This is a genomic window from Maribellus comscasis, assembly GCF_009762775.1.
Classification (GTDB): domain Bacteria; phylum Bacteroidota; class Bacteroidia; order Bacteroidales; family Prolixibacteraceae; genus Draconibacterium; species Draconibacterium comscasis.
Genome location: NZ_CP046401.1, coordinates 1288038 through 1307373, shown reverse-complemented (window position 1 = coordinate 1307373; position 19336 = coordinate 1288038). Strand labels below are relative to the sequence as shown.

Annotated in this window: 13 protein-coding genes; 8 read left to right on the top strand and 5 right to left on the bottom strand. The window is 36.7% G+C overall.

Going from position 1 to position 19336, the window contains the following annotated elements; genetic code table 11:
• The first annotated feature begins 411 nt into the window (after positions 1-411).
• Positions 412-6777 carry a T9SS type A sorting domain-containing protein gene (locus tag GM418_RS05385; RefSeq protein WP_158863914.1) on the top strand — a complete coding sequence of 2122 codons (6366 nt, stop codon included), beginning with the start codon at positions 412-414 and terminating at the stop codon, positions 6775-6777.
• 67 nt (positions 6778-6844) lie between these two features.
• The gene (locus tag GM418_RS05380) at positions 6845-7585 is read left to right on the top strand and encodes a nitroreductase family protein (protein ID WP_158863912.1); all 741 of its coding nucleotides are present in this window, start codon (positions 6845-6847) and stop codon (positions 7583-7585) included.
• On the opposite strand, the gene GM418_RS05375 is transcribed toward GM418_RS05380, so the two are convergent.
• The 4 genes from GM418_RS05375 to GM418_RS05360 are packed head-to-tail and all read right to left on the bottom strand — an operon-like array spanning position 7586 to position 10886.
• Positions 7586-8311 carry a LytR/AlgR family response regulator transcription factor gene (locus GM418_RS05375; protein WP_158863910.1) on the bottom strand — a complete coding sequence of 242 codons (726 nt, stop codon included), beginning with the start codon at positions 8309-8311 and terminating at the stop codon, positions 7586-7588. It abuts the gene before it with no gap.
• A 1-nt stretch (position 8312) separates the two neighbouring features.
• Positions 8313-9374, bottom strand: a complete 1062-nt coding sequence (locus tag GM418_RS05370) for a sensor histidine kinase (RefSeq protein WP_158863908.1) — start codon at positions 9372-9374, stop codon at positions 8313-8315.
• Positions 9375-10085 carry a glycosyltransferase gene (locus GM418_RS05365; protein WP_158863906.1) on the bottom strand — a complete coding sequence of 237 codons (711 nt, stop codon included), beginning with the start codon at positions 10083-10085 and terminating at the stop codon, positions 9375-9377. It abuts the gene before it with no gap.
• A 42-nt stretch (positions 10086-10127) separates the two neighbouring features.
• On the bottom strand, positions 10128-10886 hold the full coding sequence (locus GM418_RS05360; RefSeq protein ID WP_158863904.1) for an SDR family oxidoreductase: 759 nt from the start codon (positions 10884-10886) through the stop codon (positions 10128-10130).
• A 111-nt stretch (positions 10887-10997) separates the two neighbouring features.
• On the opposite strand from GM418_RS05360, the gene GM418_RS05355 reads away from it, so the two are divergent.
• The 3 genes from GM418_RS05355 to porT all read left to right on the top strand — a co-directional run bounded on the left by GM418_RS05355 (position 10998) and on the right by porT (position 13597).
• Positions 10998-12038 (top strand): AIR synthase-related protein, encoded by a 1041-nt coding sequence (locus GM418_RS05355; RefSeq protein WP_158863902.1) that lies wholly within the window; start codon positions 10998-11000, stop codon positions 12036-12038.
• On the top strand, positions 12038-12769 hold the full coding sequence (gene ubiE, locus GM418_RS05350) for a bifunctional demethylmenaquinone methyltransferase/2-methoxy-6-polyprenyl-1,4-benzoquinol methylase UbiE (protein WP_158863900.1): 732 nt from the start codon (positions 12038-12040) through the stop codon (positions 12767-12769). Before GM418_RS05355 ends, ubiE begins: the two co-directional genes overlap by 1 nt.
• Before the next feature lie 66 nt (positions 12770-12835).
• Entirely contained in the window at positions 12836-13597 is a 762-nt protein-coding gene (gene porT, locus GM418_RS05345) for a type IX secretion/gliding motility protein PorT/SprT (RefSeq protein ID WP_158863898.1), read from the top strand.
• Here porT and GM418_RS05340 read toward each other — a convergent pair.
• Positions 13580-14371 (bottom strand): TrmH family RNA methyltransferase, encoded by a 792-nt coding sequence (locus GM418_RS05340; protein ID WP_158863896.1) that lies wholly within the window; start codon positions 14369-14371, stop codon positions 13580-13582. The two genes, porT and GM418_RS05340, sit on opposite strands and share 18 nt — an antisense overlap.
• Positions 14372-14461: 90 nt before the next feature.
• On the opposite strand from GM418_RS05340, the gene tamL reads away from it, so the two are divergent.
• The 3 genes from tamL to GM418_RS05325 all read left to right on the top strand — a co-directional run bounded on the left by tamL (position 14462) and on the right by GM418_RS05325 (position 19314).
• Positions 14462-16792, top strand: coding sequence for a translocation and assembly module lipoprotein TamL (gene tamL / locus GM418_RS05335; RefSeq protein WP_158863894.1), 2331 nt, complete (start codon positions 14462-14464; stop codon positions 16790-16792).
• A gap of 123 nt (positions 16793-16915) precedes the next feature.
• The gene (locus GM418_RS05330) at positions 16916-18286 is read left to right on the top strand and encodes a sodium-dependent transporter (RefSeq protein WP_158863892.1); all 1371 of its coding nucleotides are present in this window, start codon (positions 16916-16918) and stop codon (positions 18284-18286) included.
• Positions 18287-18387: 101 nt separating this feature from the next.
• Complete coding sequence (locus tag GM418_RS05325; protein ID WP_158863890.1) at positions 18388-19314, top strand: ComEA family DNA-binding protein; 927 nt, start codon at positions 18388-18390, stop codon at positions 19312-19314.
• The last annotated feature ends 22 nt before the right edge of the window (positions 19315-19336 follow it).

Sequence of the window (19336 nt, the reverse complement as noted above, 5' to 3'; positions counted from 1 at the left end):
GGTTTCCTTTTCTTAAATAGTCTTTTGTAGCCAATTTCAATTTCATAATAAATGCATTTTTTAAGAAATCATAAATAACATTTGAAACTGCTCATATAAATCGAAAAAAAGAGAAATATATTGCTGAAAATTCAAAAAATAAAATTAAAATTGTAGAAAAATGGAACAAACACAGTTTTTGTTTTCAGTTTAAAGACAAAATTTGAGGTGAAATAAATTTCACAGGTCTGTTGAAAACATTGATGAAAAGATACTATTTTATACAGCATATATTTTGTACATTGCTGATAAATTTTATACGTTTGTAATGTTTTGAGAAAATGAAAAGACAAGTAAGTCTGAGAATTGATATAAAGAATTAAATAAATTAAAATCAATCAATCAATTAAGTTCAATTTAAAGCAAGTTGCTATGAAAAAATTTACTGGAATTTTCTTGCTCGTCGAACACGCTTTTAAGGGTGTTTTGCGAAAAATTGGCTTAAGCATGGTTGCGATCCTTATGGCAGTGACGGTATTTGGTCAGACACCAAATGGCGATGCACAGGATACATATCATGTTTTTGCCGAAAAAGTTAGTGATTGTTATCGCGCAGATAATGATTACGCCGTCGAGATCTCGATGAGAGACTTCGTGGAAATTGACTCTTTTAGATTGGTACTAACATTTGATGATGCCCTGTTTAGTTACAAAAATGTAACTGGTGAGCATAGTCAAATTGATGGTGTTGGTACCGGTTTGTCAGTTTCAGTTGTGTCTCAATCAGGCGACGACAAATTAGTTATGGTATGGGATAGTGGTGATGACCCACAAACCATAGAACCGAACAACGACACAACAACTGTTTTTGTTCTTCATTTTGGTTTAAAAGGTTTCCAGCATGTTGATGGAAGTTTGGCTCATTACCAGACTGATTTAACCTGGTTGGATGAATCGTCGGTATGGAATTATGAAGGTCAGACAAGTGAAATTTTGACCTGGTATGTTGATGCCGGTGAAATTGATGTTACGCAATCATGGCCTAACTTAGAAGTTAAAGTCGAAAACGCTGATTGTGATGGTGGTGAAGCAATTGCTACCGTTACTTCTCCTGTTTATCAAACTGGAATGTTGTATTCTTTTAATGGGAATACTTTTACTTCTGATAGTACTGCGTCATTAGTTGCTCCTTCCGGACCACATACTGTAGAAGTGATGCTGGATGAGTGTATTTCGTTTGTAGAAACATTTAGTGTTGGAGCAGCAGATCCAATAGGATACTATACCGATGAAGTTGTTTTTGTTGACTGTCCGGGAGGATACGGAGATATTGAAATAGATTCAATGACCGGAACAGGTCCGTATACCTATTTTATAGTACCACTTGAAGATTGGGGAGCTGTTGCTAATGGATTACAGTTTCCAACAATGAATAAAGAGCAAGCCAATGAGTTTGTTTCTGACTATGAAGTTGGTAATCGTATCAATGAGTTACCTGTCGGAACGTATTTTGTAGCTGTTCAGGATGCCAATCTTTGTGCAGATTTAAGAGATTTGGACTGGTGGACACCTGTTACTATTGTTGATGAAAGGGAACCATGGATGGCTGTTGAAACAGAACATGCTGATGAAACCTGTGCTACCTTTGGAAATGGTAAATCGACTTTATATGTAAGCGGAGCAACTCCGTTTGTTGATGGTTATAACGTTCTGGTTGACGGTGTTTTGGAAACAAACCACACTGATTCATTGATTCTTACCGCGTTAGAGCCAGGTGCATATGATATCACATTTATTGATTCACTGCAATGCCAGTGGGATACGACAATTGTTATTGCACCGGCGGAACCTATTAGTTTTGACGTAGGACAAACTGATGCTTCATGCGAAATAGATAATGGAGAGATTTGGATTGACCTGGCAACAATTACAGGTGGTTCTGGCAGCGATTGGGCTGACTGGGATTGGTCTTATGCTACACAGCCGGATTTTTCTGATGCTGTAGCTGCCGGAACAGTTGAAGATACAGCAACAGGTTTGGCACCAAATGTATATTATGTACGTGTTTACGATAGCATTGGATGTTTCGATGACTATGTGAACATTAACAATGACAATGCGGTTAAAATATTATCTGTTGAATTTGATCTCGTTTATGATTCAATTGCATGTAATGGAGGAACAACAGATGTAACTGTAACAGTTGCAAATCCTGCAAACCATGTATTTGGTTACAGTATGGATGGAACAACATATACAAGTGATAATGTATTTGAAGCTTTAGGCGCGAATACTTACACTTTTTATGTTCATGATTCAACCATTGATTGTACAAACTCATGGACAACAACAATAGGTGAGCCTGATGAATTGGTTGTAAGTGTAATTGACTTGTTAACTTCAGAGCCATCTTGTCATGATGCTAACGATGGGCATATTCAGGTGAGAGCTGCAGGAGGTACCTCATTCGAATCTATGGGCGAGACTTATTTCTATAAATATAAGTTTGATGAAAGACCATGGGAAAATGGTGGTGTTGATAATACATTTGCTGCTGATACCGGTATGCACACTATTGTAGTTGAGGACTATTATGGTTGTAGAGATACAATTTACCATACGTTCTCTTTAACTCCGAATACCATTGCTGTTGTTGACGAGTATGTGGAATGTTTTGGCGATTTAACTGATTTACCAAACAATGATAGTACTTCTATTGTTGTTAGTTGGATTTCTGAACCGGCAGGACAGAATCAAGGCGACCGTGAACCACAAATATATTTCTCAGATGTATATATGACAGCTGCAGAAATTACATCAATGGGGACACGTTATACAGATACCACAATGTTTGGTGCTGGTGATTATTATTTTGCTGCAATCGACGAATGGGGATGTATGTCTAATGTAGATACATTAACAGTTACTGAACCTGTTGAAATAATGGCAAATGCTGAAGCTGTTAAAGTTGCTGGATGCGACGGAATCAATGACGGTCAGATAAAAATTGAAGCGTGGTTAGGTCTGGAAAGAAAAGAATCTGAAGGGAGATATCAGTACTCATTTACGCAGTCTGCTGCGATTATGCAACAATCAGATTGGTATGATCAGGTAGATTGGCATGATTTTACAAACGACGATCCTGATAACGACAGTATTGTTTATGTTGACGTACAAAAAGGCACATATTATATTGCAGTGCGCGATTATTGTGGCGCAGAAAATCCTGAATTAATTCAAGGTCCTTGGGAAGTGTTTGTTGACGGAGCTGATGCTCTTGAAATTGACTGGGATTTAGTTACTGTTGATTCAGTTACTTGTAATGTATATGGTAAAACTCCTGGTTCTGACGGAGCGATTACCGGATTGTTGGATGCAACAGAAGGTGGTTGGGGTGATTATGTTTATACATTGGATAAGATGGCTCCTACTGCAGTTACAAAATCGGCCAGTGCTGATGACGACAGATTCCCGGAAACGAATATGACAGGCGAGTTTATTGATCTACCTGCCGGATATTACATATTAACTGTTGAAGATGATTCATTAGGATGTATTGCATCTTATGAAGTTGAAATCGGAATACCGGAACCATTAATGTTAGTTACAGATAGTGCTTATGTTTCATGTAACGGTGCGCACGATGGTATAATCCGCTATATGATTTCAGGTGGTACTGCTCCTTACATGGAAACCACCAACAACGTTGGTTTATATGAGAATGCTTCTAGTATTCCTGCTGATCGTTGGTATGCAACAGATTCGACAGTATTTGACAGAAGAGTTCGTGCTGGCATTTATCAGATTTATGTAAAAGATGCTCACGGATGTATTTACGGTCCTGTAATTGATACTATCAAACAACCTGATGCTTTAATGCTGGAAGTTGCAAAAGAAATAATGCCTTCTTGCGCAGACGACGGAGTGAGTGGAACAACCGATGATGGTGAAATTTGGGTGATTCCTTCCGGCGGCTGGGATGTTGCAGGTTACGAGTATGAAGTTTCAATTGATGATCCAGGTGCTGTGATGTCAACATCAGATGATACCATTATTTTTACCGGTTTAACTGCTGATACATATGTAATCGAAGTATTACAACATAATGGAGCTTTAGCAAGTAATCCACTGAATACTTATTCAGATTACTTCGAAAAATGGGGTAATGGTGATTACGATAGCCAGTTGCCATGGCAAAACTCAAGCGAAGAATGTACTTACGAAATTTCAGTTGATCTGCAGGGACCGGATCCAATTGTATACGATACAGTTGCATTTTATGATGAGCAGTGTTATAATACACCTACAGGACAAATTCACCTGGAAAATATTTCTGGTGGAACCAAACCATACACTGTATGGGTTGAAGGACCTGTTGCTTATAGCCCGTCTACAGGCGGTATTGGAGCGGATACTACTCTTCCTGATACAGTTACAAGCTATATTTGGGATGATTTAGTAAGAGGACATTATACAGTATATATCAAGGATGCTGCTGGTTGTCAGTTGGTTAAAGAGTCTGGTGAAGTTGAAAGACCTGATAGTTTAATGATTACCAGTACAAAACTGATTGATGACGCAATGTGTAATGGTGGCAACGGAACAATTGCAATTGTTGCAACCGGAGGAACAGGAGCTTACGAATATGCAGTTGATTCTGCTTTAGTTCCGGATGACGGTACTCACCCATTCCCGCCCGAAGATCTTGTATGGCAGTTGTCGGATACTTTCTATGTTCCTGCAGCAACTTGGGTTTCTTGGGTGAGAGACGAAGCAGGTTGTGTTGCTGGTTATGCTACAGATGCTGAAGGTGATCCTATCATGCAACACCGTGTAACTGTTCGCGAACCTGATTCAATCAAAACTGATGTTTTAACTCAGGCTCCGGCTGATTGTTATGGATATCCAACAGGTTCTATTACTTTGGATACTGTTTACGGTGGTAATGGTGCTACATGGACAATTCAAGTTAGTGGAACAGATTATGATGGAAATGCGGTATTGGAAGAATATACATCGACTGATTCAGCAGATATTGTTTTGGATGGCCTGTTAGCTTCAACCAATGAAGACGACACGGACGATATGACTGATGAGGACTATTATACTGTTGTTATTTACGATAGTGAAGGATGTATGTCAATGGAATACAAACAATTTGTATTGCAGCCTGAACCATTCATCGTTACACTCGAGGATAAAAACAATGCATTTGTTTGTCCGAACGATAAAGCAGGTTTGTTTGAAATTAAAGTTGTAAGCGGTGGAACACCATGGCCGGTTAGTAACAATTATGAGTACATGTGGGAAGCATATAAAGATGCAGATATGACCGATGAGGTTGACTCATTGAGAGGCGAATGGGGCTTCACTAGTACTTATTTAGGATATGGAGATCTTTACTATAGAGTTTCGGCAAGAGATTACAATGGTTGTGTAACAAGTAAAGATACATTCGTTGATGCTCCGGATCCGATTACTTTCGACTTGTACGAAGCTTCTTGTTATGGCGATACATTAGCATCAGTAAGAGTTTATGTTGACAGCCCTGAAGGACGTAAAGTTAGGTTACTTTACAAAGAGATCCTTGGCGATACTCCTTCTGCTGATACATTTACTGTACATAATGTTTGGTTCGACGATATGTTGGATGTAGAACAATTGTTCAACTTCGACAATGAAAATCTTCAGGACCGTCACTATGCATTTATGCTGGAAGATACATTAGGTTGTACAACGGAAATCGATACAATGACATTTGACGAAGTACAGCATCCTCTGGTAATTGACGAAGTAGTAGTGGGCGAATCCGTTGGATGTGAAACTACTATTGAAGTTACTGCAGCGGGTGGTATTCCTCCTTATGTATTGTTAGTTAACAATGAGCCACAGGCAGATATGACAGCAACGCTGGCAACAGGTTCTTACGAAATTAGTGTTATTGATGCTCATATGAGATGTGTATCAACGGTAACTGATTCTATCGTGGTTAGTTGTGAGCTTACAATCGCTGAAGTACAAAGCATGGCTGATTCTTCAGACTATGTTGGAGACATTGTTGAAATTACCGGTACTGTTTCGGCAGTAGGTGATGGAGTCTTCTACGTTCAGGATGATAATGCTGCATGGAGTGGTATCAAAGTAGTTTCTGATGAAGTAGTTGCACTTGGCGATGGTGTAGTAGTTGTAGGTACTGTTGATGAAGTTGACGGTGTTACAGTAATTACTGATGCTACCGTAACAGTTGAAACTGCTACATTAACTGTAGAAGCTATAGAAGTATTACCGGAAGATGTAGCTGATGAAATGTACGAAAGCGTATTGGTATATGTACATGGTGTTCGTGCGAATGCTGCAGATAGTACCGGTAAGTGGACTGCATACACAGAAGATACAATTTCTGTAACTGTAGATACTACGATGTATACTTCAGTACCAGTTGAAGGAAACTTCTATGACGTAACAGGTATCGTGAATGGAATGGACAGTATGTATTACGTTGAACCAAGAATGGAAGAAGACGTAGTAGACCTTACTGCAACTGGAATCGAAGATCCTATTACTGGTGGAACTATAGAATTCAAGGTTTATCCTAATCCGTTTGATGACAGGATTATCATAGACAATAACGATAAATTGACAAGAGTAATTATTAGCAATATTGCTGGTCAACGTGTTATGGACATTGAATATCCAAGTCATGAAATCCGTACTGCTAAGTTGGTAAGCGGTGTTTACTTAATCAGAATGTTTACTGAGGAAGGAAATGCCAAAACCGAAACGATGATTAAAAGGTAATACCGAATTGATTGATTAAAAAGGGGAAGCTTTTAGCTTCCCTTTTTTATTATATAGAAGAGATAAAATGGAATTATTAAACAAACATGTTACAATCAGAAAGTTCAAAGAGAAAGAAATCAATGATGAACTTTTAAAGTCGATTATTTATTCAGGAACAAGGGCTTCTACTACAGGAAATATGCAGTTGTATAGTGTTGTGCTTACAAAGGATAAGACGCAAAGAGAAAGGCTTGCTCCTTTTCATTTTAATCAGCCGGTTGCAAAACAAGCTCCGGTACTTTTAACATTTATCGCGGATTTTAACCGCTTTGTAAAATGGTGTGAGTATAGGAATGCACACCCAGGCTACGATAATTTTTTGTCTTTTTTTACTGCTGCTATTGATGCTTTGTTGTTTGCTCAAAATGTTTGTATAGCAGCGGAGAACAACGGACTAGGTATTTGTTATCTTGGTACTACGACTTATAATGCACAGGAGATAAGTGAGGTATTACAATTACCGAAATTGACGTTTCCGGTTACTACTGTTGCCATTGGTTATCCGGATGAGCGCCCGGAGTTAACAGATCGTATTTCAGTAAAAGGCATTTTACATAACGAAAAATACGAGGATTATTCAAAGGAAATAGTAGATGAGCTCTATTCTTTTAAAGAGAATCTGGAGATGTCAGAGCAATTTGTTAAAGAGAATAAAAAAGAAACATTAGCACAGGTTTTTACAGATATTCGCTATAAAAAGGCTGATAATGAATTTTTCTCAGAAAAGATGTTGAACTTTTTAAAGCTGCAAGGATTCTTGGGGTAATTATTCGGCGAGAAATGTATTTATATAGTTTAAGAACTCTTGTCGGTAGCTATTCCCGATTGGAAGTTTTGTTTTGTTGATAACGACCATGTTCCCTTCTACCAAATCAATTTTAGACAGTGAGATGATAAAAGATTTATGCGTTCTGTAAAATTGTTTTTCAGGGAGGAGTTCAATTATTTTCTTCATAGATAGATTGGTAACTATTTTTTGATCGGTTAAATGGATTCGAATATAGTCTCCTAAACCCTCTATGTACTGAATATCTGCATAGTTAACCTTGATTGTCTTTTTGTTCGACTTTATAAATAGAAAATTGTTGTTGTCCTTTTTTTCGATGTGGTGCGAACTCGCTGCTTCCTGTTTTAATTGCAACAGCTCCTCTGCCTTAAAAATAGATTTACAAAAACGGTCAAACGAGAATGGTTTTTTCAGGTAGTCAATAGCATCGAGTTCAAAACCTTCTAAAGCATATTCCGAGTATGCAGTGGTGAAAATCACGAGCGGAGCATCTTTTAAAGTGCGTAAAAATGAAATTCCCGAAAGTTTTGGCATATTTATATCTAAAAAAATAAGGTCAATCTCCTTCTCCTGTAATGCCTGGTGGGCACAGATTGCGTCATTACAGGTTCCTTCAATTTTTAAGGAGGGAAGCTTTTTCGCATATTGTTTGATAACATTCTGCGCCAATGGTTCATCATCGATTATTAGTGCCTTAATTTCCATATTATTTAAGTTTTAGTTGAAGGTATACCGAGAATATCTGATTTTCTTTATTTGTTGTTAATGAGTAGTCGTTTTGATGATATAACAATTTTAGTCTTTGTTTTACATTGCTGATGCCGATTCCGGAATTCTTTCGGTCCCAGTTTTCCCTTTCTTCAAAATTATTGGAAATAAAAAAATCTAAAATGCTTTCTTTCTCAAAATTAAATTTAATTTCAATAAAGTCCTCTCCCTCATTTCCTGGCAATCCATGTTTAAAAGCATTGTCAATAAATGGTTCAAATAGTAAAGGTGCAATTTTTGATGATGGTACTTTCCCTTCTATTTTATACTTTATTAAAACATTTTCAGGAACCCTGATTTTTTGAAGAGTGATAAAATTATTTACAAATTCTAATTCTTTTTCCAGAGGTATATATTTTTCTTTCGATTCATAAATTATATGTCGCATTAGATCTGATAGTTGCAAAATTAAATCGGGTACTTTATCTGATTTAATCAATGCCAACGAATAAATATTATTTAGAGAATTGAAGAGAAAATGTGGATTCAGCTGTCCTTTTAATGTTTTTAATTCAGCTTCCAGTTTTTGCTGCTCAATTTTTGCCAGTTTAAAGTTTAAATCCTGGAGTGAAAACCACTCTTTTATAAATTTTAAAAAGGAAGTAACCGCCACATAAATCATGGACGCGAAAAAGTAAGCCGAGTGCAGATTTACGTCGAACGACGTAAAGCGCTCTTTAAAGTTTAAAGCTTTTCTTAAAGGAAACAGGAGTAAAAATTGGATTATTAGGCTCGAAAGGGTGAGAAGAATAATGAGCCAGAAAATATAGAAGATATAATTCTTCTCCTTTAAAAATCTGGGAATTAGGAAATATAAATTGACATAAACCGCAACTGCAAATCCAATATTGGTTATTAGAGCTTTTACCAGGGTTACAAGGTCAAAATGAACACGTTTCTCATTAAAGTAGAAGAACGAAAGCATTAATGCAATGCTGGCCAGCCAAAAGATAACATGCCCGCCAATTTTTAGTCGGTTATATAATACAGTCCTTGGCATCTATATTCGGTCGCGTTTGTTAATAACTTTTTTAAGATAATATAAAACCGGGTTTGTGTATTTAAGATTCTTCCATGGACGGCTTGAATGGGGAAGGTGTAAAACCTCCAATCCTTTGGCCAGGTAGTTTTTAAAACCAAGTTTTTTTGATTGTCGGCTTATAAAGACATCAAACCAGTCTTTATTTTGAGAAAGATTTTGAAAATCGAATCTTTTGAGCAGAGGTGTCGAAATGAGTGTACAACAGAAACTCAAACTGTGCGAAGTGTCAACTATATTATTACTTTTCCTTTTTTCAAAGGTGTAGGGAAAATTATAATTTCCTGATTGGTCAACGGTTATGGCTCCGAAAAGGCCAGTTTTTTCGTGTTTCCCGGAGAGTTTTATTAAGTCTTCTAAAGTGTTTTTTTGAATTACAACGTCTGATTCAACGATAATTAGAGGACTATTAGTTTCCAAAGCCTTTTTCTGTGCCATTTGAAGCACCAGTTTGTAGTTAGGAGATGGAGTAGACGTGACATCTTCCAGATGAATTAGTTCAAAACCTAGTTTGGTTTTTATTTTTTCCAGGTACGATTTTGTTTCGGGTTTACTAAAATCATTAAAAACAAAATATTCGAAATTTCCTTTTGCTTTTGAAATGGCCTCAATGGTTCTTTTTGTTGTTTCCAGCGAATCTTTTACCGGAGTTATGACGATAGCTTCTGACATTTTTTATTTTTCTGGAATACAAAGGTAGCACAATTTACGTGTTTATTTTCTGTAAAATTCACGGCTGAATGCCTGTGCTGTTGGCATAACGAGAATATCATCTATATTCACATGCGCCGGACGGGTGAGAATAAAAAGTATGGTTTCAGCAATATCCTTTGCAAAAAGTGGCGTAAACCCTTCATAAACCTTATCTGCTTTTTCCTTGTCTCCTTTAAACCGGACAAGCGAAAATTCAGTTTCAACAGCGCCAGGGGAAACAGAACTCACTTTTATGCCGTGTTTTAGCATATCAAGTCTCATTCCCTGTGTAAGCGATTGCACAGCATGTTTGGTTGCGCAGTATACATTTCCCATTGGGTAGGTTTCTTTTCCGGCGATTGAGGAGATATTTACAATATGCCCGGAATTTCTTTCAACCATTTTTGGTGCAATAAGTCTGGTAATATATAGCAATCCCTTGATGTTTGTGTCGATCATTTGTTCCCAATCGTCAACTACTCCTTCCTGGATAGTATTCAGTCCGGCTGCCAACCCGGCATTATTTAAAAGCACGTCAATGTTCATCCATTCTTGAGGTAAACTTTTAACGGCTTCCATCGTTTTCTCCCTACTTCTTATATCAAAAACCAGTATATGAACTTTACATTCTGAGTCGCGTGTTATTTCATCTGCCAGCTTTTTTAGTCTTTCCTCCCGGCGGCCGGTAAGGATTAGATTAAAGTCGTTTTTTGACAAAAGTCTCGCTGTTTCTTCTCCGATTCCAGCTGTTGCTCCTGTTATTAATGCTGTTCTTTTCATATTCCTCCTATATTCTAATTATCCCCGAAATTAAAAAAAACCTCTATTTTTATGGAAAAATCGTGTACTTAATTACCTTTGTTTTGCTGAATTATGTAATAACTGAGCTGTATGAATGAGATTGTTGAAAAAGAAAAGGAATTTACTATTGATTCCATTCCCGAACCAGAAAAAATTGAGGATGTTATTTTTTCCTTAATGGTTAATCCAAATTTGTCTTCGATAAATTATTTTAATGATTTTAGTGAGATGAATATCTCTCCCGATTCGATTGGAGATAGTGATACTGACGAAACAGGGTTGTTTGATATTGATGCTTCGGGAACTTGTATGGCTATGAGTACACATGCGTTTCATCATCACTTGGAGTATGACCCACAAATTGCAACAGAAATTTTGGTTTCCAGGGCGGCACGTAAAATGTTATGTTTTGGTGCAACTCCAATTGCAATAAGCGCATTTTTGTATCATATCGATTTTGCTGATCCGAATGGGCAGTTTATAGCATCGGGGGCCAAAAAGGGGTTGGAGAATGCAGCTCAAAAGTTCAACCTTAAAATTTCGGATAGGAAAATAAGGTTTGATCATTTTTCGGAACACGGCCCGGTTCCCCCAACAATTATTGTTAGTATGATGGGGGCAATTGAAAAACGTGAGCAAATAACGTCGCATAAATTTGATAAAAAAGGCAACAATATTTTTATGATTGGCCGTTCGGTAGATGATGTCGGCTCATCTGAATATCTTGAATTTTATCACGGAATAGTAAATTCTCCGCTTCCCGCTTTTAATATAGATGATGAGTTAAAGATTCAGAATGCGCTTAGAAAATTACATGAAAAGGATTTGATACAAAGTGCAAGTCCGATTGGTAAAGGCGGACTTTTCTTTACTTTGCTTCGCTCTGCAATACCTAACGGACTGGGGTTTGACATAACTTCAGACGCAGAAATCAGACTGGATTCTTTTCTTTTTGGAGAGTCGATGGGGAGAATTTTAGTGGATGTGGATTCTGAGAAAGAAGACGATTTTGTAGACGTTTTAACAGAATTTAAAATTCCGTTTTTTACTCTTGGCCATGTAACAAAAGGTGAAATCAGAGTAGACGACATTTCTCTTGGATTTATTGATAAAATGACCACTGGTGTTTAATGGCAGCTCTTCCTTATAAAGATTCAGATCAGGGGAAAAAGGTGCAGGTTGAGGAGATGTTTGATAATATCTCTCCAAAGTATGATCTTCTAAATCATCTGCTGTCAGCAAATATCGATAAAATTTGGCGGAAGAAGGCGGTTAACAGGCTTCGTTCATCCAACCCGAATAGGATTATTGATATTGCAACCGGAACTGGTGACTTTGCAGTAGAAGCCACCAAAATTAAAAATTCAAAGGTTACCGGTATCGACATTTCTGAAGGAATGTTGGAGGTTGGCAGAAAAAAGATTCAAAAAAAAAATCTTACTCAACGTATTGAATTTATTAAAGCCGACTCTGAAAATCTTCCCTTTTCGGATAATACTTTTGATGCTGCATTAGTAGGTTTTGGTGTTCGCAACTTTGAAAACCTTGAAAAGGGTTTACGAGAAATAAGCAGGGTGCTGAAACCAGGCGGTGCGTTTGTTGTATTGGAATTTTCAAAACCGCGCAAGTCACCATTTAAAGAGATTTATTATTTTTATTTCACTAAGATTTTACCGGCGTTGGGGAAAATTGTTTCGAAAGATAACCGGGCATATACATATTTGCCGGAATCGGTAAATGAATTTCCCGATGGCGATAATTTTCTGATGATATTAAATAAGGTTGGTTTTAATGATGCAAAAGCTTTTCCGCAAACTTTTGGGATCGCAACAATTTATCAATCGTTTAAGGTAAAGAATTAACAAAGGGATACAATAAATTGTGCATTTCGTTGTTCTTTTCAAAAGAAAAAGTAGTTAATTAAGTCAGTGAAGAAATTTATCATTTTCATATTATTTATCCTGTTTGCTTGTTTCGGTTTCTCGCAACAGCAAAAAGTAAATTTTCTAACTACTTTTGACGATAAGTTGGTTCATTTTGGCTTTACACTTGGAGTTAATACACTTGACTTTGCCGTTGTGAATTATAGTCCGATTGGCGATAATCCCGGTTTTGAACCGAAAAACTGGCAGCTCGATAATCAACAGATAACCTATACCAGCCAGGTTCGCTCCGATGTTGCTGAAGTTGTTCCCGGTTTTACTGTTGGAATTGTTTCCAGCTTACGGTTAGGCCGCGATTTTAATCTCAGGTTTCTGCCGGGCTTATCTTTTGGCGAGAGAAAGTTGGCGTACAATATCGACGTGTGGGATATTTATAATGATCAGCCGATGACCTACTACTCCGTCAAATCAACCTATCTCGATTTTCCTTTGCTTATAAAATATAAAGCCCGCAGAATAAATAACGATAGGCCTTATGTGATTTTTGGCGGTGCCTACCGGCAGGATATTTCAAGAACAGCGGAGGAAGATCTGGTAAGCTTGAAAAGTGGCGGTTTATACGCCGAAATGGGGGTAGGATGGGATCATTATTTTACTTTCTTCCGGTTTTCCATAGAAGCAAAAGTTAGCCTGGGGCTAAACAACCAACTTGGTCCGCCTCCGGCAGATACTCAACGTCAGTATTATTCGCAATCAATAAAATCACTGCGGTCAAATATCTTTACTCTTTCATTTCATTTCGAATAACACTCCGGCCAACTGCTGACGTCTGAATTCACTACAAATTATTCCGGTAGCTACTGCCACATTTAACGATTCTGCTTTATTATTATTGATTGCAAAATGAGGAATCATAATTTTTTTATCAACTCCATATTCATTTTCTTTTCTTATCCCATTTCCTTCATTGCCCATAATTAGAAGTGTTCTTTCAGGGAGCGTTTCGGCGTAAATGTTTTCTCCCTCCAAAAAAGTACCTGTAATTTTTACATTTGAACTTTTCGCCAAATTGAATATTTTTTCAAACGTGCTGTAAATAACTTTCGTTCTGCAGATTGATCCCATACTTGACTGAACAACTTTTGGGTTAAAAATATCTGCTGTATCGGGCGAGCAAAAAATGTATTCAATACCAAACCAGTCGCTTATTCTGAGGATTGTACCTAAATTGCCCGGATCCTGAATTCCATCAAGAAAGAGCGATAAATTATTTTCCAGTTTTTGCGGCAGGTTGTTTTGGGGTGGAATTTTACATAAGGCAATACAATTTTGCGGATTTTTTTGAAGACTGGCTTTTTTAATTTCCGCAGTGTCTGCTTCTGTTATTTCTTGAGCGTGATTTGAATTAATTTTATTGCTGGTAATAAACGATTGTGTTGCAAATAGATGTATAATATTTATTTTTGATTGGAGAACATCCAAAACATTTTTATCGCCTTCAACCAGAAATAAGTTCTCTTTTTTTCGGTATTTTTTTTGTGAAAGTGAATGAATAAGTTTAATCTTATTTTTACTAATCATTTAAAAAATTGTATTGTGTTGAAATATTAGTAGTAAAGTTACTGTTTCTTAATAAAACACTTCATTATTTTTGGGAAATAAAACAATTGGATGAACAGACGCGAGAATCTTAAAAAACTGGGATATCGACTTGCAATAGCAGTGATTGCAGGTATTTTTTTATTGGCATGTTCACCGGTTAAGTTCGTTCCCGAAGATAGTTACTTGTTAAATAAAGTTGAAGTAGAGGTTGATAATGCCGAAATAAACAAGGATGAAGCAAAAGCTTATGTCAGGCAAAAGGAAAATTATAAGATTCTTGGATTTGCAAAATTTCATCTATGGCTTTATAATCTCTCTTCAAAAGAAAAAAGTGATGGATGGCTAAAACGTATTGGGGAGCCGCCACAGATTTATAATGAGGCGTTGGCTATTCAGTCAGAAGGACAATTAAAACAATATTTAAATAACAGAGGATATTTTCATGCAAGTGTAGACAAGAACGTCGAATACAATGATAAAAAACAAAAGGCCAACGTAACTTACTCGCTTGAAACAGGAGAAATCTACCGAATCCGGGATATCAATTATCATTTTAGCAATATTGAATTGCGCAGGCTTTTTATGAATGATAGCTCTATGACACACATAAAACCAGGTACTGCTTTTGATTATTATATGCTTGATAAGCAGAGGTCTTCAATCGTTGACTTGTTTAGAAATAATGGATATTATTATTTTGCCAAAGAAGATGTTAGTTACCTTGCCGACAGCAGTAGGTTTGAAAAGGAGATTGTGCTCGATTTATATGTTGGCGATAACCGCAATAGCACCGATGATTTAGCAAAAGTTTTCACTCCCTATTTTTTAAATAATTTTTATATTTCAGTATTGCCGGGTACCGCACCTTTGAATGATGTCCAGCAGTTAAATTCATTTACTGATACACTTTGGACGGATAACTTCACTGTTTTTCGAAATAATCAAATAAAATACAAAACGTTGTTGTTTGAGCGATCCTTACAAATGAAAAAAGGAGATCGCTATAGTATTTCAGATGTTGAAAACACTTTCAATTCATTTAATCGTCTTCGGCAATTTCGCTTTATTGATATTCAGTTTCAAGAGCCTCAAATGGAAAAAGATACCAATCTGCTTGATTGTTTTATTCGTTTAGCTCCTTTAAGTAAACAATCTACATCTTTTGATATTGAAGGCACAAATACTTCTGGAAACATGGGGATTGCAGGTAATATAAATTATCAGCACCGTAACTTGTTCCACGGGGCCGAAGTGTTGAATATAAAATTACGAGGTGCAATGGAAAGGCTTGCAAACAGAGAGTCGGAATATTTTAATACACGTGAAGTTGGAGTTGAATCCAATATAACAATTCCCAGACTTTTAGGTCCGGGGAATATTATCGGATCTTTTAAAAATTTTATGCCAAAAACTGTTTTTACTTTGGGATATAATTTTCAGCGAAGGCCGGAATACACAAGAACAATAGCGAATGTTAAGTTTGGCTACGAATGGATGAGATCTGAAACATTCAGGCAAACCTTGAACCTGCTCGATTTTAATATGGTCAATTTATATCAGTTCGATCCAGAATTTATTGCAAACATAGAGGATTTGTATATCAAAAGTAGTTTTACGGACCATCTCATTTTTGCATCCAACTATTCTTTTACTTATAATACTCAGGGTTTAAATTTAAGTAAGGGGTATAGTTATTTGAAATTAAATGTTGAATCTGCCGGGAACCTTTTAAGCCTTGCATCATCTTTAACCAATCAGCCCAAAGTACAGGTGGTGGATACTTTGGGGTTAGGGACAAGCAAATATTATCGGATTTTTAGTACACGTTTTGCTCAGTATGTCAAGTCTGATGTTGAGTTTCGGTACGGCTATACAATTGACAAATATAATACTTTGGTTGCAAGAGCCTTTTTAGGGGCAGGCGTTCCCTACGGGAATTTTGATGTTTTGCCCTTTGAGAAGAAATATTTTACCGGCGGTGCAAATGGAATCAGGGCATGGCAGGTGCGTTCACTTGGACCGGGAACATATAAAGCGCAGGAGGGAACTTATCCGAATCAGTCTTCGGATATCAAGCTGGAAGCTAACCTTGAGTACCGTTTTAAATTGATTAGTTTTATAGAAGGGGCTTTGTTTTTGGATGCAGGTAATATTTGGGCCATAAACAAAAAGGATAACAGGGAAGGTGCCCTTTTTGAGTTTGATAAATTTTATAAACAACTTGCTTTCGGAACAGGAACCGGTTTACGATTCGATTTTAACTATTTTATTTTCCGACTGGATTTGGGTATGAAATTACGGCAACCTTCTGATAGTTTTACTGATGGTTGGATCATTGGCAACAGATCGTACAAAGCCGACGATTTTAATCTTTCATTTGCTATTGGTTATCCATTTTGATGATCTTTTTAAAAACAATAAGCGTTACATTGTTTCAGAAATAAAATTTTTTGCATTTTTGGGACTTTAAATTTTGGATTATGAAAATAGTCCGTCTTTTTATTTCATTTTAATAGCTAGGTTATGTCGGAAAATAATAAACAGTTACAATTACGCGATTCATTTGGTTCTAAGTTTGGTGTAATTGCGGCTGCTGCTGGTTCTGCCGTTGGATTGGGGAATATCTGGAAATTTCCATACATAGCCGGTATTTATGGAGGCGCTGCATTCTTGTTTGTTTATTTGGCTTTTATTGTTGCCATAGGGCTGCCGGTAATGCTCTCTGAGTTAATTATCGGTCGTGGGTCCAGAAGAAATGCCTTTGGTGCGTTTAAAGTTTTAGCTCCGGGAACACCCTGGCGCTACATTGGGATTTTGGGTGTGAGCGCTGCATTTCTGATTTTGTCATTTTACGGTGTCGTAGCAGGTTGGAGTGTCCAATATATTGTCTTGTCACTGGAAAACGGATTCTCTAATAAAACGCCCGACGAAATATCTTCACTTTTTGCTACCTTAATTGGATCTCCGATAAAACCGGTATTATTGCAGCTTTTCTTTATGTTGTTAACAGGAGCAATTGTGATTATCGGGATTAAAAAAGGTATTGAAAAATACACCAAAATATTAATGCCAGTTCTTGTTGTAATATTAATCTTCTTATGCATAAAAGCAGTATCTCTCGAGGGAGCGAAAGCTGGACTTTTATTTTTGTTTAAACCCGATTTTTCAAAACTGACAGGAGACGGTATTTTAAGTGCATTGGGGCATGCTTTTTTTACATTAAGTCTTGGTATGGGAACGTTAATTACTTATGGTTCTTATATTAAAAATGATAATAACCTGGTGAATACGGTTATAAATGTTACGGTTGCCGATACTGTAATTGCTATTCTGGCTGGGGTTGCCATTTTTCCTGCCGTTTTTGCTTTTGGAATTGAGCCAAGTGAAGGACCAGGACTAATCTTTGTTACACTACCCAACGTGTTTCACCAAATGCCGGGCGGATATATTTTTTCAATTTTGTTTTTTGTCCTTCTTTCTGTGGCTGCCCTTACCTCAGCCATTTCAATTCTCGAAGTTGTTGTAGCCTACTTTAAAGAAGAATTTAATATGGGAAGGAAAGCTTCAACAGTTTTAGCTACAATACTTATCTCAATACTTGGTATTCTTTGTTCCCTGTCAATGGGTGTCCTTTCTCCATACACTTTTTTGGGTTTAAATATATTTGATTTAATGGACTGGATATCTGCAAATCTTCTTTTGCCAATAGGCGGATTGTTTATTGCATTGTTTGTTGGTTGGTTTTTGGGAAGAAAGAAAGTGAAAGAAGAGGTTGCCAAAGGTGGGAGCTTGTCTGGAATATTTTTATCAGCATTTTTATTCCTGGTAAAATTTATAGCTCCGATTGCCATTGCAATTGTTATGCTGAATAAAGTAGGTTTGTTGAGATTTTAAATTTGTCCTTTTTTCCATTGGTTTAAATAATTGTTTCCCGTATTCTGAATAGGTATTTAGAAGAATAATTACTATTTTTCGAAACCTATGCTTATTGTAAAATGAGTAAATTCTCAAACAAATGGCTTAAACCTTATTTTGATTTCTCCAAAAAAGATCGAAGCGGAATAATTGTGTTATGCATACTGATTTTTACAGGTATCATTGTGAATGTAATTGTTGACCATTTCCCAAAGCAAAACAATACTGATATTGCGGATTTTGAGAAGGCGCTGGAAGAATGGGAAAACGGTCAAACAGATACAGAAGAAACATTATCGCTTTTTCAATTTAATCCAAATACGATTTCTGAAAAATTACTTGACTCACTTTTATTGCCGGTATACGTAAAAAGGAATTTTGTTAACTACAGAAATGCAGGAGGAAAAATTAGACGGGTTTCTGATTTTAGAAAAATTTATGGAATGAACGACAGCATCTATTCTGTTATTAAAGATTATATTATTGTTCCAAAAACAGAACAGGTAGCAAAAAAGTATGTCCCAAATAAAAAGAGTAAACAAGAAACCGAAAATTCGAATTTGGTTGAAGAAAACGAAGCGACAAGTTCTTCACATTCATATCCTGTATTAGTTGTTGAACTAAACAGTACCGATTCAACCGAATTAGTCAAATTGAGTGGAATTGGACCGGTGTTTGCCTCTCGTATAGTGAAGTACCGCAATTTATTGGGTGGTTTTTACAGAAAAGAGCAGTTGCTTGAGGTTTACAATTTTCCTGAAGAAACCTATGAAGCTTTGACTAACAATATTTCCGTGGACAGTTCCGCAATTAATCAAATTCGGTTAAACTTCGCCGATTTTTCTGATTTGTTGAGGCACCCATACTTGAACAAAAAGCAGGTTCAAACTATTATTAATTACAGAACAACGAATGGGGCGCTTGAATCAGTTGAGGATTTGTTTACGATGAATCTTGTTGATTCTGTAACATTTATAAAGGTAAGTCCCTATTTAAGCTGTCGTTAAAAAGATTTAAATCAAATTTATT